Source organism: Streptomyces sp. NPDC055287 (assembly GCF_053646035.1).
In genome coordinates this window covers 1-25,025 of the sequence record NZ_JBSHNE010000057.1, presented here as the reverse complement: position 1 = coordinate 25,025, position 25,025 = coordinate 1, and the positions used below count along the sequence as shown (strand labels likewise).

23 protein-coding genes and 7 pseudogenes are annotated in these 25,025 nt (G+C 68.9%); 16 read left to right on the top strand and 14 right to left on the bottom strand.

Annotated elements, in window-relative coordinates:
* The first annotated feature begins 727 nt into the window (after window positions 1–727).
* Window positions 728–1,030: a hypothetical protein gene (locus ACWIHY_RS36935; protein WP_454380905.1), complete on the top strand. Its 303-nt coding sequence runs from the start codon at window positions 728–730 to the stop codon at window positions 1,028–1,030.
* Window positions 1,023–1,853 carry a DUF2637 domain-containing protein gene (locus ACWIHY_RS36930; protein ID WP_454380903.1) on the top strand — a complete coding sequence of 277 codons (831 nt, stop codon included), beginning with the start codon at window positions 1,023–1,025 and terminating at the stop codon, window positions 1,851–1,853. Before ACWIHY_RS36935 ends, ACWIHY_RS36930 begins: the two co-directional genes overlap by 8 nt.
* A gap of 289 nt (window positions 1,854–2,142) precedes the next feature.
* Here the strand turns inward: ACWIHY_RS36930 and ACWIHY_RS36925 are convergent, their stop codons facing one another.
* Both ACWIHY_RS36925 and ACWIHY_RS36920 read right to left on the bottom strand, forming a co-directional pair.
* Complete coding sequence (locus ACWIHY_RS36925; protein WP_454380902.1) at window positions 2,143–2,685, bottom strand: GNAT family N-acetyltransferase; 543 nt, start codon at window positions 2,683–2,685, stop codon at window positions 2,143–2,145.
* A 40-nt stretch (window positions 2,686–2,725) separates the two neighbouring features.
* Window positions 2,726–2,824: pseudogene (locus tag ACWIHY_RS36920) on the bottom strand (lamin tail domain-containing protein); the annotation flags it as partial.
* 113 nt (window positions 2,825–2,937) lie between these two features.
* Here ACWIHY_RS36920 and ACWIHY_RS36915 point away from each other — a divergent pair.
* A complete protein-coding gene (locus tag ACWIHY_RS36915; RefSeq protein WP_454380900.1) occupies window positions 2,938–3,372 on the top strand; it encodes a VOC family protein in 435 nt (144 codons plus the stop codon).
* A gap of 438 nt (window positions 3,373–3,810) precedes the next feature.
* Here the strand turns inward: ACWIHY_RS36915 and ACWIHY_RS36910 are convergent, their stop codons facing one another.
* From ACWIHY_RS36910 to ACWIHY_RS36895, 4 genes are all read right to left on the bottom strand, one after another.
* Window positions 3,811–5,145, bottom strand: coding sequence for an MFS transporter (locus ACWIHY_RS36910; RefSeq protein WP_454380898.1), 1,335 nt, complete (start codon window positions 5,143–5,145; stop codon window positions 3,811–3,813).
* Window positions 5,146–5,932: 787 nt separating this feature from the next.
* Complete coding sequence (gene tpg / locus ACWIHY_RS36905; protein ID WP_454380897.1) at window positions 5,933–6,487, bottom strand: telomere-protecting terminal protein Tpg; 555 nt, start codon at window positions 6,485–6,487, stop codon at window positions 5,933–5,935.
* Window positions 6,488–6,493: 6 nt separating this feature from the next.
* Window positions 6,494–8,746: a telomere-associated protein Tap gene (gene tap / locus ACWIHY_RS36900; RefSeq protein ID WP_454380895.1), complete on the bottom strand. Its 2,253-nt coding sequence runs from the start codon at window positions 8,744–8,746 to the stop codon at window positions 6,494–6,496.
* 675 nt (window positions 8,747–9,421) lie between these two features.
* Entirely contained in the window at window positions 9,422–9,937 is a 516-nt protein-coding gene (locus ACWIHY_RS36895; RefSeq protein WP_454380894.1) for a hypothetical protein, read from the bottom strand.
* Between the two features lie 425 nt (window positions 9,938–10,362).
* Between ACWIHY_RS36895 and ACWIHY_RS36890 the strand changes: the two are divergent.
* A pseudogene (locus ACWIHY_RS36890) lies at window positions 10,363–10,530 on the top strand (IS30 family transposase); the annotation flags it as partial.
* 109 nt (window positions 10,531–10,639) lie between these two features.
* On the opposite strand, the gene ACWIHY_RS36885 reads toward ACWIHY_RS36890, so the two are convergent.
* Entirely contained in the window at window positions 10,640–10,981 is a 342-nt protein-coding gene (locus ACWIHY_RS36885; protein WP_454380893.1) for a tetratricopeptide repeat protein, read from the bottom strand.
* A 62-nt stretch (window positions 10,982–11,043) separates the two neighbouring features.
* Between ACWIHY_RS36885 and ACWIHY_RS36880 the strand changes: the two genes are divergently transcribed.
* Window positions 11,044–12,369 (top strand): phospholipase D-like domain-containing protein, encoded by a 1,326-nt coding sequence (locus tag ACWIHY_RS36880; protein ID WP_454380892.1) that lies wholly within the window; start codon window positions 11,044–11,046, stop codon window positions 12,367–12,369.
* Between the two features lie 278 nt (window positions 12,370–12,647).
* On the opposite strand, the gene ACWIHY_RS36875 is transcribed toward ACWIHY_RS36880, so the two are convergent.
* Window positions 12,648–12,926: a RapZ C-terminal domain-containing protein gene (locus ACWIHY_RS36875; protein ID WP_454380907.1), complete on the bottom strand. Its 279-nt coding sequence runs from the start codon at window positions 12,924–12,926 to the stop codon at window positions 12,648–12,650.
* 110 nt (window positions 12,927–13,036) lie between these two features.
* Window positions 13,037–13,770 (bottom strand): annotated as a pseudogene (locus ACWIHY_RS36870) (alpha/beta fold hydrolase).
* Window positions 13,771–13,935: 165 nt separating this feature from the next.
* On the opposite strand from ACWIHY_RS36870, the pseudogene ACWIHY_RS36865 reads away from it, so the two are divergent.
* Both ACWIHY_RS36865 and ACWIHY_RS36860 read left to right on the top strand, forming a co-directional pair.
* Window positions 13,936–14,071, top strand: a pseudogene (locus ACWIHY_RS36865) (IS982 family transposase); the annotation flags it as partial.
* 526 nt (window positions 14,072–14,597) lie between these two features.
* The gene (locus tag ACWIHY_RS36860; RefSeq protein WP_454380890.1) at window positions 14,598–14,972 is read left to right on the top strand and encodes a hypothetical protein; all 375 of its coding nucleotides are present in this window, start codon (window positions 14,598–14,600) and stop codon (window positions 14,970–14,972) included.
* Window positions 14,973–15,071: 99 nt separating this feature from the next.
* On the opposite strand, the gene ACWIHY_RS36855 is transcribed toward ACWIHY_RS36860, so the two are convergent.
* Window positions 15,072–15,965 carry a LysR substrate-binding domain-containing protein gene (locus tag ACWIHY_RS36855; protein ID WP_454380888.1) on the bottom strand — a complete coding sequence of 298 codons (894 nt, stop codon included), beginning with the start codon at window positions 15,963–15,965 and terminating at the stop codon, window positions 15,072–15,074.
* Window positions 15,966–16,109: 144 nt separating this feature from the next.
* On the opposite strand from ACWIHY_RS36855, the gene ACWIHY_RS36850 reads away from it, so the two are divergent.
* From ACWIHY_RS36850 to ACWIHY_RS36825, 6 genes and pseudogenes are all read left to right on the top strand, one after another.
* Window positions 16,110–16,751, top strand: coding sequence for a hemerythrin domain-containing protein (locus ACWIHY_RS36850; RefSeq protein ID WP_454380887.1), 642 nt, complete (start codon window positions 16,110–16,112; stop codon window positions 16,749–16,751).
* Window positions 16,752–16,833: 82 nt separating this feature from the next.
* Window positions 16,834–17,835 (top strand): GNAT family N-acetyltransferase, encoded by a 1,002-nt coding sequence (locus ACWIHY_RS36845; protein WP_454380885.1) that lies wholly within the window; start codon window positions 16,834–16,836, stop codon window positions 17,833–17,835.
* A 55-nt stretch (window positions 17,836–17,890) separates the two neighbouring features.
* Window positions 17,891–18,673 (top strand): VOC family protein, encoded by a 783-nt coding sequence (locus ACWIHY_RS36840; protein ID WP_454380883.1) that lies wholly within the window; start codon window positions 17,891–17,893, stop codon window positions 18,671–18,673.
* Between the two features lie 118 nt (window positions 18,674–18,791).
* Window positions 18,792–19,982, top strand: a pseudogene (locus ACWIHY_RS36835) (glycosyltransferase); the annotation flags it as partial.
* A gap of 18 nt (window positions 19,983–20,000) precedes the next feature.
* Window positions 20,001–20,738, top strand: a complete 738-nt coding sequence (locus ACWIHY_RS36830) for an SAM-dependent methyltransferase (protein WP_454380906.1) — start codon at window positions 20,001–20,003, stop codon at window positions 20,736–20,738.
* Window positions 20,739–20,837: 99 nt separating this feature from the next.
* The gene (locus ACWIHY_RS36825) at window positions 20,838–21,707 is read left to right on the top strand and encodes an alpha/beta hydrolase (RefSeq protein ID WP_454380881.1); all 870 of its coding nucleotides are present in this window, start codon (window positions 20,838–20,840) and stop codon (window positions 21,705–21,707) included.
* 310 nt (window positions 21,708–22,017) lie between these two features.
* On the opposite strand, the pseudogene ACWIHY_RS36820 reads toward ACWIHY_RS36825, so the two are convergent.
* Window positions 22,018–22,165, bottom strand: a pseudogene (locus ACWIHY_RS36820) (GTP cyclohydrolase I FolE); the annotation flags it as partial.
* Between the two features lie 49 nt (window positions 22,166–22,214).
* Between ACWIHY_RS36820 and ACWIHY_RS36815 the strand changes: the two are divergent.
* Both ACWIHY_RS36815 and ACWIHY_RS36810 read left to right on the top strand, forming a co-directional pair.
* A complete protein-coding gene (locus ACWIHY_RS36815; protein WP_454380880.1) occupies window positions 22,215–22,631 on the top strand; it encodes a DUF3224 domain-containing protein in 417 nt (138 codons plus the stop codon).
* 77 nt (window positions 22,632–22,708) lie between these two features.
* Window positions 22,709–22,966, top strand: coding sequence for a hypothetical protein (locus ACWIHY_RS36810; protein WP_454380879.1), 258 nt, complete (start codon window positions 22,709–22,711; stop codon window positions 22,964–22,966).
* Window positions 22,967–23,154: 188 nt separating this feature from the next.
* Here the strand turns inward: ACWIHY_RS36810 and ACWIHY_RS36805 are convergent, their stop codons facing one another.
* Window positions 23,155–23,337 (bottom strand): hypothetical protein, encoded by a 183-nt coding sequence (locus ACWIHY_RS36805; RefSeq protein ID WP_454380877.1) that lies wholly within the window; start codon window positions 23,335–23,337, stop codon window positions 23,155–23,157.
* 37 nt (window positions 23,338–23,374) lie between these two features.
* Between ACWIHY_RS36805 and ACWIHY_RS36800 the strand changes: the two genes are divergently transcribed.
* Window positions 23,375–23,584 carry a DUF6207 family protein gene (locus tag ACWIHY_RS36800; RefSeq protein WP_454380875.1) on the top strand — a complete coding sequence of 70 codons (210 nt, stop codon included), beginning with the start codon at window positions 23,375–23,377 and terminating at the stop codon, window positions 23,582–23,584.
* A 924-nt stretch (window positions 23,585–24,508) separates the two neighbouring features.
* Here the strand turns inward: ACWIHY_RS36800 and ACWIHY_RS36795 are convergent.
* Complete coding sequence (locus tag ACWIHY_RS36795; protein WP_454380908.1) at window positions 24,509–24,679, bottom strand: hypothetical protein; 171 nt, start codon at window positions 24,677–24,679, stop codon at window positions 24,509–24,511.
* A 71-nt stretch (window positions 24,680–24,750) separates the two neighbouring features.
* A pseudogene (locus tag ACWIHY_RS36790) lies at window positions 24,751–25,014 on the bottom strand (transposase family protein); the annotation flags it as partial.
* Window positions 25,015–25,025 lie beyond the last annotated feature (11 nt).

Genomic DNA, 25,025 nt, shown 5'->3' with positions numbered 1-25,025 from the left:
CTACCGTGACTGAACGAACACTAGCAGTAACCAGATTCGGTCTTCCACACCGACCACCCCCGCCAGGAACATCGACTCAACATCAAGCGGATGGACGCCAATTGACCGATAAACAGCTCGATCAGCCCCCGGCCTACGCCATCACATCACCCGATACAGACACCCAGACACAACCCCGCACCCGCAATCAACACACCCCCCAAAAACACGACGTTGCATCAACAGAACACCAATACAACACCCCGGAGCGATCACACACGGGCCACGAAAACGACCAGACCCCACAGCCCCCCGGCCTACCACCACACACTCTCCCGCCCCACACCAGCCACAGCCCACTCACCCACACACCCCACCACCACACGACACCTGACACCAACCCCACCCGGCCAACCCGGCCCGCCGGCCTCACCGACCACCGCGGCGGGCTCGGTCGGCACCTCATCAACACCCGCGCCGACCAGACCAATACCGTTCCCGACATCGGCGGCAAGACCGTCCACGCTTCCCTGCCTGGTCACCACGTGGGGAGAAGGCGTTCTTCCCGCGGGGCAGACGTCGGACACCGCTCGTGCCGTCTGCGTCCGTTTTTCAGGCGGTGGGGCGAGTCGTATACCTCAGGTGCTTGCAGAACTGATAAGCCACTAGGCCGAATTACTCTATATGCGACAAGGCCGCCACCCGTTTGCCGCGCATCCTGGCTAATGCGGGCACCGTTGGACGGATCATGACGAAGGCAAGCCCGCCGCTCACCACTGGACCGCACCTGATCAGCGCGAAGAGCACGACGCGCACCGTCCGGATGGGCGAGTGGGCATTCACCCCGACCGCTGGTCATCCGATCCGGGGGACCCCCGCGACCTTTCACGACAAAGACCGGTGCATCGCCCTGCGGTACTCCGCCCGCCTCCTCGAGAACTTGCCGGCGCAGCTGGGAAGCATCGAGAACAAATGCGCACACGCCTCCAACGGCCCGGGGACCGGCAAGGAGCACGCCGGTCAGCCCAACGGCAGGGCCGTTCGTGGGTGAGTCACGCGGCCGTCACAGCCGCCCGGACCCGCCCTCGACTGCCCACTGGTCCCACCCCACCGACGGTCAGCCACAGGCCGGAGCCTGGGATCGCCCCGCGCCCCTGGCCGACCAGCTCAACACGCACTGGGACCCGGCAGAGGAACTCGCCTACCTCCTGCACGAAGCCATCGAGGACGAGAGGAACACCGAACCACCGCCCGCTCGTATCGATGACCTGCCGAATATCGAGGAACAGCCCGCCACCGAAGCCGCCGGTCCCCCCCTCGCTGGGCTGACGCAGATCACCGCCGAACTACCGCCCCTACGCCCCGCACCCTCCCGGCGCCGCCGCGCCCCCCGCAAACAGCGCAACCCCGGAGCACTGCGGACCACGAGCTTCTTCCTCGCCGCGCTCGCCGCCGTCGTGGTCTCCATAGTGTGCGTCTTCGGCGGCATGGTCACCTACGACCCACTGCGCCATCTCGCCAGCTACCGCACTTCCGGGAACACAGTCAGATGGTGGCCCCTGCTGGTCTACGGGCCATGGATGGTCGCCTCGTTGTCCATCCTGCGCGCAGCCCTCCACCAGCGCCGGGCCGCTCACTCATGGACTGTCGTGCTGCTGTTCTCCACCCTCTCCATGCTCCTGTGCGTAGCGCAGGCACCCCGCACACCGGTCGACGCGGCAACCGCCGCACTCCCCTCGCTCGCCGCCCTTGCCTGCTTCCAGCAGCTGGTCCGGCAGATCACCCTCACCCGCCCACCCCGCCAGGCCAACCCACGCCACCGCACCCGGCAAGCACCGTCCCAGATCCCAACCAGCCAAACACCGACCGACTAGTCAAACCCTGCGCGGCCCACACACCCCCGCGCCCCCACGAAGTACAAGAAACATCCGCGCCAGACAGCAGCCAGCCACCACAGACAGCCGACAACGACGAAACCAACGCCACTCACACAGGAGAACCAGCAACATCCCACAACCACCACACTCCAGGGCGAGCCTCGGCCTGGGCGTATCGCTTGTCGGTCGGCGAACAGGGCCGAGGGCTCACGCAGGAACATCGCCGCGCTGGCCCTCGGCCGTCCATGTCTGCTCCGCGGCCCGCCCTTGCCCGTCGGGCGGCAGCCTAGCTCTTCGAGTCCGGCTTCCGGTCCTGGACGAGGAGTCCAAGCAGCACCTCGTCAAGAAACTCGCCCATCACCCAGGCCGAGGAGCGCAGCACGCCCTCGCGGACGAAGCCGTTGCGCTCGGCTGAGCGCAGCATCGCGGCGTTGTCCGACAGCGTCTCGATCTGCAGCCGCCGCAAGCCGCGCACGACGAAACCGTAGTGGCACAGCACCGCGACCACGTCGGTGCCGTAGCCCTTGCCGCGAGAGGACGGCAGCAGCCCCAGCCCGATGTGCGCGGACCGGTTGTGGTTGTCGATGTTCCACAGCACCGCAGTGCCGACCAGCGTGCCTCCGTCAAGCTCCACTACAGAGAACGGGACGTGCCCGTGCTCCGTGTCGTCCACCACGAGCCGCGAGTCCTTCGAGCCGGGCGTGATCGGCCGCCACGGCCGGCCTTCGGCCCGCGAGGAGTTGACCACGTCGTCGTAGAGCTCAACCCGCAGGATCGGGATGTCGTCCTCGTGCCGGGCTCTGAGCCCGACCTTGCTGCCCCTTAGCATGCAAACTTCCTATACGACCGGACTGGCCGGTGGCAACGAGTTAGTGGACGGTGATGTAGCCGTTGCCGTCGCGGTCGTTGCCGCTCTTGCTGTAGGAGTCCCCGCGGTTGCCGGAGGACTTGTAGAGGTAGATCGTGTCCGTAAAGCCAGATCTCTCGATCCTCGTCGTCGATGAGTCGGCCGCATGCGCCACAACCTAGCCAGAGGCGGGCCCGTGGAGACGACGAAAGACCCCGCCCCTATGATCGACCGATGGCGTCGATCAAGCAGATCCAAGTCACCTTCGACTGCGCAAAGCCTGAGCGCGTCGCTCGTTTCTGGTGCGAGGTGTTGGGGTACGTCGTACCGCCGCCACCGGAGGGATTTGCTACCTGGGACGATTTCGATCGCGCACTGCCGCCTGAGCATCGCGGTTCAGCGTTCGCATGCATTGATCCCTCAGGTGTGGGCCCGCGACTGTTCTTCCAGCGCGTTCCCGAAGGGAAGGTCGTCAAGAATCGGCTGCATCTTGACGTGCGGGTCGGCACCGGGCTCGTGGGTGAAGAGCGCCTGGCCGCACTTGAGGCCGAATGCGCACGACTGGTCGCGCTCGGCGCGGTACGCGTGCGACTTCTGCCTGCCGACGGCAACAACGAGTCGTGCCTCGTGATGCAGGACATCGAGGGCAACGAGTTCTGTCTCGACTGAGTGGCCGCGAACGCTGCACCTTCGCGAGTCGACTGGTGCAGTTCGCCATCACGAGGGTCGCCGTCCGGCGGCGCGCCAACGGTCCTGATCCAGAACCGCCCCTCGGTGTCCAAAGCACGAATTCAGCGGCGATCGACGCGAACATCCGCTCATGCCGCAGACACGCGCGCTCACACACCTCCGTGCACTCCTTCGTCCGGGCTCTCGCGCCGACACGTCCGAGGGTGTCGGCGACGAAATCCCCTCCGTCACTCTTAGTGAGGAGCAAGAGCTTGGGCGCGCTGTACTGCCAGTCAAGATCGAGGTCGAGGGTCTTGAGATCAGTCTCGCTGGCTCCGAGGACAAGCTGGCTCAACTTGATGCGGCCCTCAACCCCAAGGTCACTCACCTGGGCTTGCCCACGTTGGGCCGGCTCGCCGGACGCCTAAAGGCACTGGCTCAGTGGCTGTGGAACTCGTTCCGTGGACAGGGGGCGGCCGTCGGCGGTGTGTACTGCGACGCCGGAAGCGCCCGTCCCAGGCGGGCGAGCGGGGACAAAGCCATCAGCACTGGGGACAGCATCATGCCTGCGGCCGTCACCAGGAGGCTGATGCGTGCCCCCCACTCCTCCGTGAGAAATCCGCCGAGCAGGGAGCCAAGCGGAGTTAGCCCCATACCGACAAACGTGATCGTCGCGGCCGCGCGGCCTTGCATTCCGTCCGGAGTGACGGCCTGCCGGACGGCCATGACCGTGACATTTACCAACTGGCCGCCGGTCCCGAAAACGAAGTTGACCGCAAGCAGCGCGGAAACCGTCACCGCAGAGGAACCGTGCAGGGCGGGCACACACAGGAACACGCCGTCGGCGAGTGCCGCTGCGGACACGAGTACCGCGCCGTAACCGAACCGCCGCGGCAGGCGGGCGGCCAGCACCGAGCCCAGGAGCGCGCCCGGCCCCGTTGCCGCAAGTGCCAGCCCGACGGCGGTGCCCGACAGGTGCAGTTCCCGCGGCAGGAAGAGCAGATAGACGGTCATCATGGCCGCGAAGGAGAGCTGGAAGGCGGCCGAGGCGAGGCACACGGTCCGCAGCGAGGTGTCGCTGACGACGAAACGGAGGCCCTCATGGATCCGCCGCCAGACCCGCGGGGAACTGTCCGAGTGCTCCGGGATCGATTCGATCCGGCGGATCCGGCGGATCGACAGGAACGACAGCGCGAAGAACAGCGCGCTGGAGGCGGCGGCGATCGGCGCCGACAGGAGTGACACCAACGCGCCGCCGAGGGCAGGACCGCCGATCTGGGCCGCGGACCGGCTGCCCTCGAGCGCGCTGTTGCCCCGCACCAGTTGATCGCGTTTCACCAGCCGTACGAGAGACGCCTGGTATGCCACGTCGAAGAACACGGACAGGCACCCAATGGTGAAGGCGACCACAAACAGCGTCGGCAGGCCGAGCCAGCCGAAGAGGCCGGCCGCGGCGGCGGCGCCCAGTGCCAGGGTCCGGCCGACGTCCGCCAGCACCATCACCGTGCGGGCCCGCCACCTGTCTACCCACGCACCGACGAAGAGCGAGAGCAACAGGATCGGCGCCTGCCCCACCGCGCGGAGAATGCCCAACTGGTCGGCCCCGGCGTTGAGCGTCAGGACGGCGAAGAGCGGCAGAACCACCAGACTTGCATGTTCGGCGAGTTGGGAGGCCGTCTGCCCCACCCAGAGTCTGCGGAAGTCGCCGTCCCGCCACAGGGTTGGCGGAACAGGTCGACTGGAATCGGGTTCAGCGGAGGAAGCGAACGGCACGGGGCCCCCTGGGGTTGCCGAAAACGAGGCCCGCCACCCGGCGCACGAAAGGCGCACCTACGGTTCAGGCGGGGAAGGCTCGCTGTGCCGCAACATCGAGGGCAGCACGCGATGACAGGCCGATCACGGCCTACAACGTCAACGCGCGCTCGGACGACCGACCATGTCTTCGCTCCTCGTGGGTCACTCGCTGCCCGAACAGTAGCCCTTCGTGACCCGGCGCGAAAGCGGGTTGGCCCGCCTCTCTCTCCAACCAAGCATGCTGAACCGCTAGTTCGGAGAAGACCCGCTCTGCGGCAGCTGCAACACCCGCGAGGGCTTGACCAGGCCGCAGGACTACCGCCAACTGGAAGCCCACGCGCTGCGCCTCCTGGAGTGCCGCAGCTGCCTCGAACCGCGGACCCTGCCACGCCGGTTCCACACCGGCGTGGTCCGCACGCACCTGCAGAGGACCGAGCGGCACGGCGCTGCCGTCGGCAGCCCGCGAGCTGGAGCACGCACACGGTGTGCCACCGGTTCGGGCTGGCGTGCAGCGGCCGACACACGACTGGCAATGGGGCGAAAGACGTCACGGTGGCCGAGGTGGCCGCGCTCGTGCGGCCTTCGTCGACGCGGCCCCCGCTGCGCAGGAGAACCGGCCCTCTGCTGATCCCGCGACCGGTCCGGGGTGACCGGCGCGTGCGGCGTCGTTGACTACGACATCGCGTGCATGAAAATCCGTCCCCCCACGGGTACGCGAGTGAGGCCCCGAACCGTCGCGGTTCGGGCCTCACTGCTGCTCGGGGCGCTACAGGTCGAACTCGATGTGTTCGAGGTCGGTGAATTCGACCAGGAGGCCACCGGCGCGGCGGCCGCGGTCCTTGAAGTAGATCTCTTGGAGCCCTTCGGCGGCGATGTCGCGCATCTGCTGCTCACTCGCCCCGGCCTCCTGGGCGTCGAAGAGGCGGGCGGCGAACTCTGGCGGCAGTGCCACGGTGAGGTGGCGCAGCCGGCTGTCGTCGGTGGTGCCGGGTGCGGCGGTGTAGCCGAAGCGGGCGCGGGTGTCGACGACGATGCCGCCCGTGGTGGCGGCCCTCTCCTTCGCCTTGGCGCGGATCTGCGGCTGCCACCGCTTCTTGACTTCCCGTTGTATGCGGGAGGCGAGCTCGGGGCGCGGCTTCTTGATCTGGTTCTTCACGTACCGCTCGACCGTGCGCTGGGAGACCCCGAGCGCCTCGGCCACCGCCCTGGTGCTCTTGAGCTGCTTGACCAGGTAGCGCATCTGCGCGCCCGCCGACTTGGGAATCGGGCGGGTGAACGCTTTTTGGACCGCCTGGTTGAGGCCGTCCCCGAGCTGGGCCATCGCGGTCTACTCCCCGCCGTCGGTGTGTGTGACGTGGCCGGTCTTGATGTACCGGGCGAGGTTGAGATCCTGGCCGTGCTCCTCCCGTACGCCCTCGCCCCACAGGACGCTCTGGGTGCCCTCGTGCTTGACCATCCCGGGGCTGACGCCGAGCCTCCAGCCGCCCGGCAGGGGCTTGCCCTCCTTGTAGGGCACGAAGTCCAGCGGTGTCGTGCCGTCGACGGCGTATACGGCGCAGTCCGAGAGGATCGCGACCGGGTACTGGCCGGTGAAGGCGGCGTGCTTGAGCAGCTTGCGGTGCATGTTGACCCTGGTGCGGGAGATGACGGCCGCGCGGATGTCGGGTCGCCACGTCGGCCGGGACAGGGCCCGCCACGGCTCACCGGGGCGCCAGCCTTCGCCGCGGGGACGCTCGCGCAGCTTGCCGATGCCGCCCTTGACCGTGGCCTTCACCGCGGAGACCACGATCGCCATCTGGGGGTCGCGCCGGCGGTAGCCGTCCATGGCCGTCAGGAAGTCGGCCGGCGAGAGGTCGCCGGTGACGCCCAGGTCGGCCATCGTCGTCACGTAGGCGTCGCGCAGCCGGTTGTACCAGGCGTCGAGGTAGCGGCCGTTGTCGTATCGGACGTACGCCTCGGTCGGCGTGACGTCGTAGCCGAGCTCCACCGCGTACGCCACGGTCGGTGTGGCGTACCAGGCCGGCTCCGTCGGGCGGTCGCCCTTCGGGGTGAACGGGCTGGGCAGCAGCTCTCCGTCCAGCTCCACCCACTCCTTGCCTGACTTCACCCGGGACAGGTCGACATGGGAGAGGTCGACCAGCCACGCGCCGGGCAGCTTCGGGTCGAACCGCGGGTTCTTGACGTGCGTCGGCGCACCGAGGCCCACGATCGTGCCGTTCGCTCCGGCTGCGAACGCCATGTTGACGTCGATGCCCACCAGGTGGCGCTTGGTGCACTCCGCGTCGGTGAGCGGGCGCGCCCAGTCGTACGCCTCCTCCACCAGCACCTCGTCCGGGCCCCGCTTGTGGAAGCGCGGCAGATCCTTGAGCAGGGGGTGCCCGTCGGGGGCCTCGCACGGCGCGCAGTCGACCGGGTCCTTCCCCAAGCTGCCGGGGTTGTGCTCGCTGTGCCGCTTACCGCTCTGGTCCGGCTCGGAGGCGCGGGTCGGCGGGTGCAGGGCGGTCATCAGCTCCAGGCCGGTCACGGCGGTGGAGCCGCGTGGCGTCATGACCCGGGACGCGTATGTGCCCAGCAGCCGGGCGAGTTCCGCAGCCGGAAGCTGCGCGGCGTCGCCCCAGTGCCGGGCATCGAGCGCGTTCCAGGACGGGATGCACAGCTGCACGCACATCCGCTCGGAACCCTTGGCCGGGCGGTAGATCCTCGCCCAGGGCCCGAACCCCCGCTTCGTGAGATGCCATTCCGCTCGCACGAGCTGCTTAATGACCTTGTGGCCCTCCGGCAGCCGCCCCGACAGACGCTCCTCGTCAGTGAGATGGACCGGCAGACCGTACCGCTCACACGCGGCCTCGGTGAGCACGACCAGGGGATCGGCGTCCTTACCCGGCCCACTCAGCCTTGGCTGCCCGAGCTTCGCCTCGGACAGGGTCCAGTCGACCAGGGCCGGGATGGACTTGGCGGGCACGTCCAGGACCAGGCCACCCACGCAGTACGCCGACACCTGCCCGTCCTCGACGTCGACGACCGCGAGCGGCCCGTTCTCGAAGCGCGGATCGAAGGCGGCCGTGTCTGGGGCGGGCTTCGCCGTGGCCTTCTTCGCGGCGGGACGACGCGTCGTCGATGATGTCCTGGCCGCGGCCGCCGGACGGGACGGAACCGGGGTGGGGCGAAGGTGGTTGATCTGGTTGATCTGTTCAGTAGTCGTGGGCGCAGCGTCGGGGGCCGGGGCCGTGGACAGAGACCGCGGTTCCTGCGGCACGGGTGCAGGCGTGGCGGGGCCGGTGAACGTCTCGGGCGCCACCGTGTCCTGTGTCGCGGTGCTGTGGGCGGGGTAGCGGTGCGCCAGTCCCTCCAGGAGTCGCGCATAGGCGGCGCGCTTCGGCGGGCGCGGCTCGCTGCGGCCCGCTTCCCAGTTCCCAATCGACTCCCGGCGCGTCTCGAGCACCTTCGCGATCTGGTCCTGGCTCAGCCCGGCAGCCTCCCGCAGGCGCTTACGCTCCGCAGGCGGCGGCAGAGGGTCCTGCGCCACCTGCTCGAGCAGTGCGTCGACCGCACTGAAAAGCGCCTCTCCATCGTTGGGCACAACGATCACCTCCAACCACTCATTCTACATCGGATCGCTCTTTGATTGCACTTCGATTGCCGATCGATCGCTCGTGGATGTTGGGTTGCCGGACACTCGGTGAGAGAGGGAGGTCGCCAAGGTCACGCTGCCGGAGGGCGAAGGTCGCGTCGATATGAAGCAGGTGATCCCTGGTCTCGCGCAGGCGGCGCCGGACCGTCGGGGCTGCGCGGTGCGTATTGGAGGTGACCTCTACAAGGCCGCGCACCGCGCCTCCGCCGAACTGCAGAGAACCCACGGCAGCTTGATCGCGGGGCCCTCTGCGTCGTCTCGTGCACAGTCCCCGTGGGTTGCGGTCTGGGTGCAGTGCCTCCCGTCAGCGAGTCGAATGCGTCGGGGGCGACCGCGGCGAGCACCACGCCGGCCTCCGGTACGGGGCCCGGTTCGCTGCTCGCGTATCGCGCCACAGGATGTCGACAAGGTGGGCCAGGCGCTCGCCCTTGCGGCGTTCACGGCGGTGGGTGGGCGTCGTTGAGTTACTCAGCCCAGGCGCAGCCCGTCCTCGGTGGTGCTACCGGGGGCCGCGGACAGCATTATCGATTTGCTGCTATGCAGGGTGGAGGGGTGGGCGTACCTGCGCCCTACCACATGGGCCGAGGAGCGGCCGGGCGCTGACACCGGCGGCGCCCCGCCGTGTCAGTGCCCGGCCGAGGCCTTCACCAGGGCCACCGCCACACCGATCACCGCGTCCAGGATGCCCGCCACCACCGCCGCCAGGGCGCCGCCTCCCATGCGCAGCCCGCCCAGGCAGCCCCACAGGAAGAGGGAGACGACGCCCACCCACGCCGCCACCAGCAATGCGGTGTGCACGGAAAAGACCTCCAGCGCGGCCAGAGCGATCAGCACGGCCGGACCCACGGCGCACGACAGCAGTGGGCTGCTGACGTACAGCATGCGGCGCAGCTCGTGGCCGGTGGCGAGGCGCCGGTGCACTGTGCGGTGCGCCTGCTGGTCGGCGACCAACGCCGCGAGCCACAGCCCCAGAGCGGTCGTGAGGACCGTAGCGACAGCGCCGAGGGAACCCACATCACCGGAAGACAGACCGACGACCACAGCGATCATCGTGATGGTCGCATAAATGCGCTCTTTCAGACGGTCCGCCAGGGCGCCGGCCTCCGTGCCAGGCGGCAGATCCGCTCGCTGGTCGTCCACCACCCGATGCCCCTCACCTGTCACGGGACGCAGGTCACGCGTCCTGCTCGGCCGTCGCGGCACGCGCGATGTGCGGTACCACGGCCCAGCATGCATCGGGCCGTCCCAAGACACCGGCAACCACGAGCGCGTGATCGCAGCCGTTTCGGACCGCCGACGGGCAGTCAGGCGGTGGCGATGCCGACGGGCTTCGCCACGGCCGGGAGGGGAAGGTCGTCATCATCCGCTTGCCGACCAGCGGCTGCATGAACGTGCTGATCCTCTTGCCCCGGTGTATCTGCGGCATGGACGAGGAGGAAGCGGAACGTCCGCGAGGGCGGCTCCATGCCCGGATCAACGACGTCACCGCCGTCAGGAAGCCCGGATCAGGGCATCGATCTGCCGATCGGCCTCATTTTGCTCGACGGGTCCGGGCCGGCCAACCGCTGCGGCAGTACCTCCCCAAGGGCTCCGACCTCCGCACGTTCAGCCAGGCCGACCTGGACGCCATCGCACACGAGCTCAACCACCGCCCACGGAAGACCCACGGTTACCGGACTCCGGCAGAGGTCTACGCTGACCTCCTGAACAGCAGTGATGCGCTGACCGCTTGAGCTCGCCATCGTTATCGGACATCACCGCTCGCATCATCAGCCTGCTCCCGCCAGTGGGCGAGGCTGTACCGGGCGAGCAGGGTGTGGGGGTGGTCGGGGCCCAGCACCCTCAGGGAGGCGGCCAGCAGTTCGGCAATGGCGGTGGCGGCCCCGGCCACATCCTCCGCACGTAGGCGAGGTTGTGTCGGGTGGACAGGGTGGCGGGGTGGTCGGGGCCCAGCACCCGCTGGAAGTCGGCCAGCAGTTCGGCAATGGCGGTGGCGGCCCCGGCCACATCCCCCACCTGCCCCCGCCAGAAGGCGAGGTCGGCCCGCGTGGTCAGGGTGTCGGGGTGGTGGGGGCCCAGCACCCGCAGCCGGTCGGCCAGCAGTTCGGTGAACGCGGTAGCGGCCCCGAGCGCCAGGAAGGAGACCGCGACTGCGGGCAGTGGTTCGATGCCTCGGAACCCCACGATGTACTCAGAGTCGGTGGCGGTGGCAGCCCCTGAGCCCTGCCTGGGTAGGGTCACCGTTCGTGACCAAGATCAATATCGCCCGGGCGGCGACCACAACAGCAGCCACCCTCGCCCTCCTCGGTGCCACAGCCCCGGTGCCGGCTCTCGCGGACGGCGGCACGCCCGCCCCTGCGGTGACGACCGGCGTACTGTTCAACGACCCCACCAGCCCCGACCCCGCACGGACCGACGCGATACCCACACACCTCGCCCGGCTCATTGACGGCGCGGTCCCCGGCTCCGACATCATGATCTCCACGTACGTGTTTGGCTCCAAATGGGTGGTGGAGCGGCTGAACGCGGCGCACCTGCGCGGGGTGAACGTTCAGGTGATCCTGGATAGCGAGACCCGCCGGCACTGGGAGGGCGGCCCTATGTACGAGCTGCTCGCCGCCGGGCTCGCCAAGAAACCGGCAGGCTCGGGCGACTCCTGGGTCCGTCTGTGCGCCGACAAGCAGGCATGCCTGGCGAAGGACCCCAACCCGGCGGACGGCTGGCCCAGCGTCAACCACAACAAGTTCTACCTGTTCTCCCGGACCAAGGGCAGCGCCACCGCCACCGTGCCGGTGGACAACGTGGTCGTGCAGTCTTCCGCGAACATGACGACCTGGGATCGGCGGAAGTCCTGGAACGACGCCCTTACGGTGGCCGACAACCAGGCCCTGTACGGTGCCTACGCCGCCTACTTCAAGCGGCAGGTCGAGGCGCAGGCGGACCCGTCCAAGCAGGTGTCCGACGTGCTGATGGATACCCAGGCGGGCCGGGCTAAGGCCTACTTCTTCCCCCGGGCCACCGCGGACGTCATCGTCAACATCCTCAGCACGGTGGACGACCCGGTTGACGGGAAGCCGGCCTGTCACGGAAACGACACCGGTTACGGCACCACCGACGGCCGCACGGTGATCCGCATCGCGATGCACGGGATCACCCGTCCGGAAGTCGCGCAGAAGCTGTGGGAGCTGGACGACGCCGGTTGCTACGTCGACATCGTGTACCGCGACCTCGACGCGTCAGGGACCGTGGTTGAGCAGATCCTCAACAAGCCCACCAGCTACGGCGGCATCGGCCTGCACAAGCTGGACGACGCGGCGAGCAGCACGCACACCGCCACCCACACCAAGTACCTGCTCGTCGAGGGCACCTACAAGGGCAAGAACAACCAGAAGATCGTGTTCACCGGCAGCCACCCCTACACCAAGTCGGGCCTGATCGGAAACGACGAAGCGCTCCTGAAGTGGGACGACAGCACGGACCCTGAGCACGTCACGGCGCCTGTATACGACGCTTACCGGGAGAACTTCCGCACCCAGCGCGCCACCGCCGACGCGCAGAACACGCAGCCGTAGCCGTAGCCGTTACGACAAGAGCACGGCGTCACTGAACGCGGTGGTCAAGCGACGGCCAGAGGCCGCTGGGCCCAGGGCCTGTCCGACGCTTTGCGCCGCGAGTCCGGCCCGGCCGTGTCCAAAGGGGCGACGCCCCTTTGGACACGCCCGCCGGAACGCACCTACTACGCCGGTGATCACCGCCGCCGTGACCAGATCAGGAAGCGCACGGGCCCTGAGCGCTCTCCCCTGACAGGTTCCCGCCACGTCCCGGCAGGGGTGCGTACAGCCACTCAAAGTCACTGAAATCCCAACAACAGTTGCTTGTGGCTAGAGAAGCCCCTGCACGCGACCGTCACCTTCACCACGCGGCGGCGCGATTGAGCGCAGCCGTACAAGACGGCCGTGGTGGCCAGGACCTCGTTGATCACCGTGTTCGCGCCGGGCGTCACCAGGACATGGCCTCGGACCTGCGGCTTCAGGCCGGTCCGATAGCGCATCACCGGTTCGTGATGGGGATTGCGAAAGTGTTCTCCACCGCTTGGAACTCGATGGCGAGACGGGCATGAGCAGCTCAGGGGCCTAGATGATCAATTCCAAGGGCTGTCTTGCGACTGAGCATCACAGCTGAGTGCGCGGTCGCTGCCGAGGTGTTGAGCGGCGCCAGCTGAACCCGGCCGTGGCGTGCTCACCTGACGGCAGGAAGTTGGCGGGCGAAGCGGCGGACGGCATCGGTGGAGGCATCGGGGGCGTCGAAGTTCGCGAGGTGTCGTGCCCGCGGGATCAATTCGACGCGAGCGCGAGCGGATGCGCACGGGCGAAGTCTGCCTCCCCGGCGCGGAAGACGGCGTCCTTCTCGCCGTTCAGGATGAGAACCTGAGCGTTCACATGACGCATCGCACCCGCGTCGAAGCGTCCGAGTACTTCATCCCAGGCTGCTGGCAGGGTATGGAAGGCGTAGCCAGCACGGATGGTCGCCTCCACCACTTCCCGTGGGTAGAGCCGCCGCAGCAACCGGTCGTTCCATCGGGCCAGGCGATCCGCCGGCATGCGAGGCACCAGCCGGGCGACCCACCGATATGGCGCTGCCCGGAGGCCGCGGGTTGAGGCGCTGGCTCCCGCGAGAATCAGCCCGCGCAGTTGTTCCGGACGGCGCCGCGCGAACTCCAGCGAGGAATATCCGCCGAGCGAGTGCCCGACGACCAGAGCCGGGCCGCGGTCAAGCGAGTCCACCGCAGAAGCGATGATCTCCGTCGCGGTGCTCAGGCTCCAGGGCTGAGCCGAGCGCTCTCCGTGGCCGGGCAGGTCGATGGCGACTACCGGGAATTCGTCCCGGAGTGCGGCGAGCTGCAAGCTCCACTGTCCCGCGCTGAAGCGCGTCCCGTGAACGAAGACTATGGGCACTGCATCCGCTGCTGTCATCAGTCCCCCCAGGTGGCAACGTCCTGAAGCCGACTCATCCGGCGGGATCTTCCTCGCGATCAAGGGAGATGCCAGAAGGTGTTCAACCGGCCTGCTGTGTGGCGCTCAGTCACGTGTCTGCGGAGACGAGAACGGGGCGTCCAAGATCGTTGTGTCACGAACAACCTGGACACCCTCGCGACAGCACTTTATGCGACAACAGACGACCTGCTGAAGGAGCGTCCGGACTTGGGCGCCGTGGGGGCCGTCCGTGGGAGTCGTGCCGCAGCTCACCGAAGCCGAGCTGGTCACCCTGGCGATGGCCCGGTATGACCCTGGGCTGTATGGCGCCTCTCGGAGGCGGCGAGGTTCAGGCCCGCCGCTCCCGGCAGGCCTTCACTGACTCAATGCAGACCCACACGCCCATGGTGAGAACGCCTACCAGTACGAGCATGCCGACAAGGAAGGGGACGATCATGCCGTCAGCATGACAGACGATGATTCCTCGACCTCCAGTGCCCCTACTGCAGGCTGAAGCGCCTTGGAGCGTACGAGGGGAAGACGGTCCTGCTGGGGGCTGGGACTTCGCTCAGCCCCCGCCTTCCGCGCGGACTTCACCATCCCGCGCCGCAGCGAGTGCGACCGCCACACGCCTTGCCGGCCCGTGCGACGGATCGACCGTTCCGCGATGTCGCACGCGGCCTCCTTCGTCATCCGCCCGAGGGGTCTCCGATCGGCTCACCGTCTCGGGTGATTGGCGGCACCAAGTACACCCACCGGCATCCGCAGAGCAGCGGCCCAACGGCGTAACGCGCCGCGTACGGAGCGGCTGCGGGCCAGGTGTACGTGTGGATGGCGCGGGGCGTCGGCGTACCCGTCCGCTGGGAAAGGTCGAACGGCGGGACCAGTACGGCTACGACACGTCGGAGGCAGAGCGGGACTGGGAGGCTCACATCAAGGACGTCGAAGCACGCACCGTGCCGTTGCCGACCGAGGTGAGTTGCGGCAGCGCCTGGAGCAGCTGGTCGATGACGCCCCCGCTCGCCGCAGTAAGGGCGGCGGGCCAGATGGAGTTGATGGCCGCTGCGACTGGGTCGCCGGCGGCCTATCTCGCGGTCCGCGGGGCCGAGGTGTCCTGGCGGCAGATCGCAGAAGTCCCCGGCCCTTTTGTCGCTGGTCATGGATGGGCGGCGCAGGTAGCTGCGGCGGGCGACCTTCTCTGACGGTACGAACGAAGGACCGGAGCGTGTGGACTGTTGAGGGCTTGGTGAACGATCCGCCAGGCTGCGGAGCCTGCGACGTGCTGACGCCGGCAGGCTGCGTCAGAAGCGGAATACACCCAGGTCGCGCACGGTGTCGGCCAAGGCGCGGATGAGGTCGTTCTCGGCTTCGGTCCGCCAGATCAGAGCAAAGTTCATGGTGCCCATGTCGGGGACGGGAAGCCATCGGATGTTCGACATGCCCCAGTGCCTGGTGACATGGCCCGGGAACATGTTGATGATCTCCCCCATGCCGACGTGACTGATCAGCTCGTCGGAGTTGTCCGAGACTGCGGATGCGATGCGCTCGATCGTGCGGCCTCGTGGGGTGTGGAAGGGCAGGTAACTGTCCTCCCAGTAGTCCGCCAGGCCGTGGGCGGTGCCATGCGGGAACTCGGCGAGCAGTTCCAGTGATACGGATTCGCGTTCCGCGAACCGGTGGTCGGCGGCCACGGCAAGGATCCGGGAGTCGGTGCACAGGCGCGGCCCGACGGTGAAGTCCGGCTCTTCCACAGGAAGCCAAGCCACCAACACGTCCATAGCACCGCTGCGTAGCTGGCCGAACACATTGGTGAAGGTTGACTGACGGACTTGGAGTCCCCATTGCGGGTACCGCGCCCGGAACGCCTTCCAGTAGGGATGCAGCTCGCCCACGTTGAAGGGCATCAGACTGACGCGCAGCTGTGCGGTGATGCCCCGGGCGGCCAGCTGGGCGCGCTCCAGGGATTCGTGCAGGCCCGTATAAACCGGTTGCAGGTCGTCGCGGAACTGGCGGCCGATTGCCGTCAGGCGAACCGAGCGGCTGGTGCGGGCGAACAGCTCGGCACCGATGCGCCGCTCCTGCTTCTTGATGGCCTGGCTGACGCGTGCCTGGGAGACGTGCAGCCGCTGCGCGGTCCGGCCGAAATGCAGCTCCTCCGCCAGCACCAGGAAGATTTCGATGTCCCGCAGCTCCACCGGCCCCCGCCCCCTGTGTCGATAACCCAGCGGTTATCGAACCCCGTAGAAGTATGACTTGATCATATGCGCGGATCGCAAGATCGTTTAAGGCATGCATTCACGCATGAAGAACCGTGAAGAACGCCGCGTGCGTCCGGCCCGATGGGCGACGCCATCGACCTGACCGTGATGTACGCGATGCACGGCGCCCTGCGCCGGGAACTGGCCCAGCTCGACCGGGTCACCACCGCCGCGGACCGTGACCCCGTGCGCATACTGGCCACCGCTGCCGGATGGCCCCTGCTCAAGCAGGCCCTCCGCGCGCACCACGCTGCCGAAGACGGCTCGCTGTGGCCGTCACTGCGTCAGAATCTGGCCGGCCGCCCGAAGGACCTGGCGCTGCTGGAGGTGATGGAGGCCGAGCACGCCGCCATTGCTCCGGTGATCCAGGCCATCGACGAGCTGCTGACCGGGCCCGGAGGCGACCCGCTGCGGCTGGGTCAGCTCACCGACGCGCTGTCCCGCGGCCTGGCCGGACACCTCAAGCACGAGGAGGACACGGTCTTCCCGCTGATCCGGCGGACGCTGACCACCGAGCAGTGGGCGCATTTCAGCAAGGTCCATGCCCAGCACATCGGCAAGGACGCACCGCTTCTGCTGCCGTGGCTCCTGGACGGCGCCGACAGGCCGACCATGACCAGGCTCCTCGCCCAGCTGCCCGCGCACGCGTACGCCGCCTGCACCACCCGATGGATCCCGGCCTACGCCGCTCTCGACCGCTGGAGTCCAGGCACCACGGCTTGACACACCTTCACCACCACCGCCGTCCTCGCGGTCCATCGCCCGGCCGAATTCGCTCCTCGCCCCTACCACGAAAGCCATCACAGTGTCCCCATCTGCACACGTCACTGTGCTCCAGCGCGCCTCGGACACCGAAGCCGCCGCGTGGCACCAGGTCGTCGCCGCCTCGACGGCCCACGACATGCCCGGAGTACTGGCTCCCAGCCTCGGACAGATCCACGCCCAGCTCACCCAGCCCGCCCTCGGCAGCCGCCGGCTGACCTGGCTCGCCACCGCGGCGGACGGCGCCACCGTCGCAGCCGCAGGTCTGCGGCTGTTCACCTCACCGAGCCAGCAGCACCTGGCCGAACTGGAACTCCACGTCGATCCCGCACACCGGCTCCTGGGAACCGGCTCCCTTCTCCTGTCGGCGGTCGTGGCCGCCTGCCGCGCCGAGGGGCGGCGCAGCCTCGTCGCGACAGCGGCAGCCGATAGCCCGGGCGAGGCGTTCAGCGAGCGCCACGGCTTCCGCCGGGCGCTCACCCTGAATCACCTCATGCTGCGCCTCGACGAGCTGGACGTGGCCGAATTGCTGCGGATCGCCGATGCTGACCACCCCGGCTACCGTCTGACCGGTTGGACCGGAACGGTTCCCGACGAGCTCGCTGACGCGTTTGCCGCCGCCAAGAACGCGATGAACGACATGCCCGTCGGGGACCTGGACTACGGCAGCGTGGCGTGGGACGCCGACCGCGTGCGCGCCATGGGCAAGGTGGTCGCCGACCGCGGCGACACCCTGCTGACGATCGCCGCTGTCCACGACGACGGCACCGTGGCCGGCTACACCGAGATCCTGATCCCCCAGGGAGTGCCGCCGCGGGTCCAGCAATACGACACGGCGGTCGTGCCCGCGCACCGCGGCCACGGCCTCGGGTTGTGGGTCAAGGCCGCCATGGCGCGGCAGCTGCGCGCCGAGCACCCCGGCGTCGTCGAGATCGAGACGGACAACGCCGACGACAACGTCCACATGCTGGCCGTCAACCACCGCCTGGGCTTCCGCTCCTACCGGCATACCCGCGAGTTCCAGCTCGACGTGCCCGCTACGTGAGAGCGGCTGACACCCCGGCTCGTCCACCCATCGCACACCGGCCAAAGGAGCTGCCGTGAACGTTTCCACCTCCACCCTGTCCCTAACCGTCGCCGACATCGACGCCTCCCGTGACTTCCTCTGCACCCACCTCGGCTACGAAGTGGCCATGGCCGACGACGGCTTCGCCTCCCTGACCCGCGAGGACGCCGCCGTCGACATCGTCCTGCTCCGCAAGGGCACCGAGGTCCTGCCCGCCGAGCAGCGGGACCGGGAGGCCGACGGCCTGATCCTCGCGCTCACGGTCACCCACCTCGACGCGGAGGAGGCCCGGCTGCGTGCGGCCGGTGCCCCCATCACCATGCCGCTGCGCGAAGAGCCGTGGGGCGAGCGCCTGTTCCAGATGACCGACCCCAACGGGGTCGTCGTCCAGCTCGTTGAGTGGGCCGTCCCCGGCCACTCCGCCGAGCCGAACGCGGACACCGCCGTGCATGTGATCACCCCCGCGGCCGAGCACGTCACCGTCTCCCCGAACGCCACCATGACCGGCCTGGCGGCGCCCAGCCGCGGCAGCACCGAACTCAGCACCTGGACGGTCGGCATGGACGCGGGGGCGACCGGACCCGAACACTCCGTCACGCGTGAGCAGGTGTGGACGGTCACCGCGGGCGCCCTGGAAGTGACCTGCGACGGCCAAACCCACAGGGTCCTGGCCGGCCAGAGCCTGATCCTCCCGCCCGGCCTCGTCGGTCGGATCCATGCCCCGGAACGGGCCGAGGCCCACGTCTCGATGCGCTCCGACGGGGTCGCTTCCGTTCCCGGCACCGAGGGCACCCGCGAACTGCCATGGGCACGATGACCGCAGCTGCCGCGAACGAGCCTGCCCCCTGCTCCCCCGGAGGTTTCGGCAACGACCGGATCCCTCCCTCGAAAATCGCCGACCGAGGCCGGCATCCACAAGGAATGAGAAACACGACATGCGTGTGCTGTTGATGGCGTACGGATCGCGCGGCGACATCGCGCCGCTGGCGGGACTGGCGGCGCAGTTGCGGAAACTCGGCACGGAGGTACGCGTGTGCGCACCGCCGGACGAGGAGTTCGCGGAACTGCTGGCCAGTGTCGGCGCGGAACTGGTGCCCTTCGGGCGAGACGTGCGCGCGCTGCGGACGGGAGCGCCGCCGTCGGACGCGGCCGCGTTCGCGGCCGAGCTGGTCGCCGCGCACTTCGACACGGTCGGCAAAGCAGCCGAGGACTGTGACGTGCTGGTGGCGAGCGGTCTGATGCCGGCCGGCGCCCGCTCGGTGGCCGAGAAGCTGGGCATCCGCTACGTGTACGCGGGCTTCCACCCGTTCGAGATGCCCTCCGCGCACTACCGACCGTCGCCGCGGCCCGGCCCGCCGACTCCGCCCGACATGACCGACAACCAGGCCCTGTGGGACCTGGACGCCCAGAAGGTCAACTCCCTCTACCTCCAGCCCCTCAACGCCCACCGCGCGGCGATCGGCCTTGCACCGGTGGACAACGTCCGCGACCACGTCTTCACCGACCGGCCGTGGCTGGCGGTGGACCCGGTCCTGGGCCCGTGGCAGCAGCTGACGAACCTCGACGTCGTGCAGACCGGCGCGTGGATCCTGCCCGACGAACGCCCCCTGCCCGCCGATCTGGAGACGTTCCTGGACGCCGGCACGCCACCGGTGTACGTCGGCTTCGGCAGCATGCCCATGAGCACAGCCGCCGACATCGCCCGGACGACCGTCGAGGCGGCCCGCGCGCAGGGCCGCCGCGTGCTCGTCTCCCGCGGCTGGGCAGACCTGGGCCTGGTGGACGACTCGGACGACTGCTTCGCCGTCGGCGACGTCAACCACCAGTCCCTGTTCCGCCGGGTCGCGGCCGTCGTACACCACGGCGGCGCAGGCACCACGACCACCGCCGCCCGAGCCGGTGCACCCCAGGTGGTGGTGCCCCAGTTCGTGGACCAGCCGCACTGGGCCGCCCGCGTGGCCGACCTGGGCATCGGCGCGGCACACGACGGCCCGACTCCGACCTTCGAGTCCCTGTCGGCCGCACTCAGGACGGCCCTGACCCCCGAGACGGAAGCACGGGCGAAGGCCGTCGCCGGCACGATCCGCACCGACGGGGCGGCGGTGGCCGCGAAGCTGCTCCTCGACACGGGCCACGCCGCGCCGATGAACCGCGAACAGATCTCCATGATCGCCCATGCCGACCACCCGATAAAATCTCCGCTCGACGACGACTCGGTCAGCCGCCTGCTCGAACGCGGCCTCCCGCGAGGCGACGAGCGAGTGCTCGACCTCGGATGCGGCACAGCGGAATGGCTGCTGCGCGCCCTGACGACGCGCCCTCACCTGCACGCCGAAGGCGTCGACATCTCCGAAGTCGCCCTGACGCAGGCCCGCCGGGCAGCGAGCGAACTCGGGGTCGACGAGCGCATGGTCCTCCACCAGCAGGAAGCCGCCGCCTTCGGCTCGCAGCAGCCGTTCGACCTTGTGATCAGCGTCGGCGCCACCCATGCCTTCGGCGGGCTTCTCCCCACCCTCGCGGCGGCCCGCACGCACCTGGCCCCCGGCGGCCGCGTTCTGATCGGTGAGTCGTTCTGGGACCGCGCCCCGTCACCAGCGGCCGTCGAGATGTTCGGTGACCTCGCCGACCTGGCGACGACGGTGGACCGCGTCGTCGCCGACGGATGGACCCCCGTCCACGGCCACGTCAGCACCCGCAGTGAGCTGGACGCCTACGAGTGGTCCTGCTGGGGCTCGCTGGCCTCATGGGCTCTGGACCACCCTGCCGATCCAGCCGGCGCACAGCTTCTGGAGACGGCCGGCGCCCAGCGTTCGCAGTGGCTGCACGGATACCGGGACAGCTTCGGCTTCCTCTGCCTGGTCCTGCGCCGAACCTCGGAGTGATCGCGTAGGCCGCCGACAGGCCCGCGCACCCAAGACGTCCCCCGCACCCGGGGGCCCGGCATGGCCGCCGCCCCACGGCAGCCAGAAAGTGAGAAACATATGCAACCGACGTTCGTACTCGTGCACGGAGCATTCGCGAACTCCTTCTCCTTCGCGCCCCTTCAGGCCGAACTCGGCCTCCTCGGGCACCGCTCGGTCGCCATCGACCTGCCCGGCCACGGGTTCCAGGCGACCTTCACCCACGCCTATCAGACGCCGCAGGACCCGGCGGGCCTCGCGAGCGCGCCCGGCTCGATCAAGGGCGTCACGCTCGCCGACAACGTCGCGCATCTCATAGGGATCCTCGAACGGGCCAAGCGGAGCGGCCCCGTGATCCTCGTCGCCCACAGCCGCGGCGGCGCCACGGTCACGGCTGCGGCCAACGCCCGCCCGGACCTGATCGACCGCCTCGTCTACGTCTCGGCCTGGGCCCCGGTCGACCTCGACGTCAACGACTACTACGCCGAGCCGGAGATGGCCACGGTCGACGCCACGGCCCTCGCCGCAGCGCTGGCCGGGAACCCCGCCGACCTCGGCCTGCTCCGCGTCAACTTCCGCACCGCTGACCCGGACGCTCTCGCGGCGTTCAAGGCGGCCTTCTTCGCCGACGGCACCGACGAGCAGTTCCTCACCTTCCTCAACACCTTCCAGCCCGACGAGAACCTGGACGTCGGCGGCTCCGCAGACCGGGCGCAGGCCGCGACCTGGGGCCGCATCCCCAAGACCTACATCCGCCTGGCCGACGACGCGAGCCTGCCCATCGCCATACAGGACCGCCTGATCCGCGAGGGCAACGAGCTGACACCCGACAACCCGTACGACGTCCGCACACTGGAGGGCAGCCACCTGAAGTGGCTGGTCGATCCCGCGCCGGCGGCCCGCGTCCTAGGCGAACTCGCCACGCTTCCCGCCCCGCCCGCTCATTCTTGATCGGAACGGGATGAACGGTCCGGCGGTGGTGGGACACGGATCGAGAGTGTCCACGTGGGCGCACCCACGACCACCCCGGCCCGAGATCGGACGCCGCTACCGGGTGACAGTCTTCGCCACGGCCGTCACCCGGGCCGAGGCCGATCCAGGACGGACGGCCTGCCCAAGAAGCTACGTAAACAGGAGACAACGACGTGCGTGTGCTGTTGTCGACATAGGGTCACGTGGGGACGTCGAACCGCTGGTGGGACCTCGGCCTGTCCAAACTGGCCCGCGTCGTCGAGCACTTCGCCTGCCGCCCCCAGGTTCAGACCGATCGGTCGGGGATTCTGCGCGCCAGCACCAGTTCGTCGTAGCCCTCGTCGTTGGGGAAGGTCGTCAGGTCGAAGGGGCGCGGGCTGAAGTTCGGCATAGGCGCGGGCCACGCGGCCGGGGGTGCCGTGCAGGCTCTCGGTGTCGGCCGCCCAGAGGGAGAGCGGTGTCAGACCGCACCGATACGGTCGTTCCATGAGAGCTACAGGAACGTTCACTGTCAAAGCGTTCGTCCCGACCGAGCTGAAGCCCGAACCGGCTGTGTCCACTGGGCTTCCGGTGGGTGTCGCAACGATGGAGAAGCACTTCGAGGGTGAGGTTGCCGGCCGCTCGGCGACCCTGTTCACCGCGGCGTTCGACCAGACGACCGGCGTGGGCACCTATGTGGCCATGGAGTCGTTCGAAGGCTCGCTGTGCGGCCGGGCCGGCGCCTTCAACTTCGTACACTCGGCGACGACCTCCGGCAGTGATCGCACAGCGGAGTTCTTCACCATCGTGCCAACGAGCGGTACGGGAGAGCTGGCCGGGATCTCCGGTGCTGGAGGAATGGCCGTCGAGGCTGATGGAACGCATCGGATCTGGTTCGACTACGAGTTGGAAGTGGGTCGATGACAGACGAAGTGCACGAAGCAAGGGCCCTCACCACCCCGACGGCTCTGCGGGGCTTTCGCTCACACGGCGCTCCACTGATGGGGCCAGCCTCCGCGCCACTCCACCCAGCGCGGATCGTCCAGCACCCTGTCCGGGTCGACGCCCAGTGGGTGGAGCGGGAAGGCGTGGACCGGCCGGTGCCAAGGGGGCACAGCGAAGAGATCGCGGTCGACGGTGAGGCGGAGCCGGCGGTCGTGAAGCTGGGTGTGTGGATTTCGAACACCAAATCGAGGCGGGACCGGCTCACGGCGGAGCAGCTGGGCGCGCTGCGGGAGCTGGGCATGGAGTGGGCCTGACACCGGCGTCGTCCGGCCGTTGAACCGGATCGTGCGAGACCCCGGGACACGATGGTCCCGGGGTCTCGTGCGTGGACTGGCTGCACCACGGTGGTGCAACAGCGGTCCCCGGCGGTATCTCTCCTCCTGTCACCGCAGGTCAGCGGTGCAACACGGCTCGGTGTTGCAGCGGGTGCCGGGCCGGCTGGCTACCGGCGGCGCGGGATGGTGCCCCGGGCCTCCGCCAGGACGATGCCGGTCGCCGGGTCGCGGTGCACGGGGACGTACAGGCCCCAGTCGGCGTCACCGGCCGTGAGCCACTGGCCGACCCAGGCGTCGGCGGTCTCCAGCTCGATCCCGGCGAGCGGGCCACCCAGGAGTCGGACGATCACGGTGGTACCTCCATCCGGCGGGACTCTCGCCAGGGGGATGCGCATCGATGAGCAGCACATCGCCGAACCGGGCCTGGTGTTCCTGGACGTCACCGCCGCCGACGAAGACACCATCCGCGCAGTGATGGACGGCCTTCAGCAGCAGTGGGCAACCTCCAGCGTTACCCCGGTATGGCGTACGCCAGGTGAGTCCGGGGTGAGGGCACGGATGTACGTAGACATCGGACGCCCCGGCACCACCGAGTAGACGACGCGGCCGACCGTCGCTGGGCGCCCTGGGCGCGCCGCCACGCGGGGTGGGGTTGCCTGGTCGCCTTCGGCTTGCCCGGGTCAGGTCCGGCGGCGGAACAGGCCGCGGAGCTTGCCCGGCTCCTGCTCGCGGTCGCCCTCCGACGCTGGCTCCGGCGGTGCGGCGACCTGCCGACGGGCGGCTTCGGCGGCGGCTTCCTACCGGGCGACGTCGTCGGCATGGCACCTGCTGCGCACGGACAGGGGTCGCCGGCCCTCCAGGCACCCCGCGCGGTGGTCTCCTCCAGCGCTGTCGGTGAACTTCTGCCCGCACCGCTTGCAGACTGGGCGCGCCGCGCCTCTCGTTGGGCGGCCCGGTGCCGCGCTGCTTCAAGCGTCGGCGCGGGCGGCCTGGCGGCGGTAGAGGGGCGTCGCCGTCGGGGTTGACGAGCGCGGCGGTCAGCGATTGCTCGCCGGTCCGTCCCACGCGGCGCCACACCGCCGCGTCAGCGCCGCACTCCTGGAGCTGCTCCAGGGCAGTGACAACGACGGGCACGGCCGCGATAGTCCCAGGCAGTCATGCCCCGGTGGTAGACCTCATACCGGCGCGGTGCCCAGTTCCGGCGGCAGGCCTCCTACAGCACATGGACGGCGTTGGCGACCTTGGCGGCCGTACACCCAGGAGCTGGTTCCTCTTCAGGGAACGCAGTGACGGAAGCCGACCTGATCCGGCGTGGCGTGGTAAGAGGGGTCCAGCGAGGCCGCGCGAGTGGTGATGGACACCACGTTTCAAACAGCCTCCCTCGCCATGACCACGGCGGTACGGTGGCCCTCCAGTGCGCATACAAGGGGGCAACTGCCGTGATTTCCCCGGAGTTTGCTAACGACGTTGTGTGCGACTGAGGTCGGGACGTGTCGGCTTGGCGGTTCGGCTGATGGGTCATTACCGCTCGGCGGTGCGGTCGGAGACGAGTCCGGCGATCGCCAGGTGTGTTTCGTCGTAGTGCTCACGGCGTCCGATGTACCGCTGAAGGGGACGCCATTGCTTGTGCTCAGCGTTGGCGTGCTCGACGCAGATCCGTCGGAGGACTGTCGCTTGCGGGCTGTCTCCCACGCGGCGGTCTCCTCCGCCGATGCATCCTTGCCGGGCTTCTTCGGCGGCGCCTGGACCTGGCCGGGAAACCGTTTGGCCAGGCCCCGATATCCGGCATCCACCTTGGCCTTGACCTGCGGGTACTGCTCGAGGAGGTCCTCGATTCCCTCGCTCTTGACCGCGGTCTGGTCATGCATACGGCCCGGCCGAATCGCGCCGGCCCACAGGGTGCGGCCCTTCTCATCGGTGACGACGGCGGCCTTCTTCGTGGGCTGCCGCATCTTGCCCGAGACGAACGCCCGGCGGCCGGGCCGGTTCGCCTTCGGGCGCCGTACGCGTACCTCGGTGCCGTCCAGCCGCAGCTCAA

Bases quoted from the DNA above. Each gene is read 5' to 3' on its own strand.
- ACWIHY_RS36935 (WP_454380905.1), top strand. From the start codon at position 728: ATGACGAAGGCAAGCCCGCCGCTCACCACTGGACCGCACCTGATCAGC.
- ACWIHY_RS36925 (WP_454380902.1), bottom strand. From the start codon at position 2,685: ATGCTAAGGGGCAGCAAGGTCGGGCTCAGAGCCCGGCACGAGGACGAC.
- ACWIHY_RS36915 (WP_454380900.1), top strand. From the start codon at position 2,938: ATGGCGTCGATCAAGCAGATCCAAGTCACCTTCGACTGCGCAAAGCCT.
- tpg (WP_454380897.1), bottom strand. From the start codon at position 6,487: ATGGCCCAGCTCGGGGACGGCCTCAACCAGGCGGTCCAAAAAGCGTTC.
- ACWIHY_RS36850 (WP_454380887.1), top strand. From the start codon at position 16,110: ATGGGCGACGCCATCGACCTGACCGTGATGTACGCGATGCACGGCGCC.
- ACWIHY_RS36830 (WP_454380906.1), top strand. From the start codon at position 20,001: ATGAACCGCGAACAGATCTCCATGATCGCCCATGCCGACCACCCGATA.
- ACWIHY_RS36825 (WP_454380881.1), top strand. From the start codon at position 20,838: ATGCAACCGACGTTCGTACTCGTGCACGGAGCATTCGCGAACTCCTTC.
- ACWIHY_RS36815 (WP_454380880.1), top strand. From the start codon at position 22,215: ATGAGAGCTACAGGAACGTTCACTGTCAAAGCGTTCGTCCCGACCGAG.
- ACWIHY_RS36810 (WP_454380879.1), top strand. From the start codon at position 22,709: ATGGGGCCAGCCTCCGCGCCACTCCACCCAGCGCGGATCGTCCAGCAC.
- ACWIHY_RS36800 (WP_454380875.1), top strand. From the start codon at position 23,375: ATGCGCATCGATGAGCAGCACATCGCCGAACCGGGCCTGGTGTTCCTG.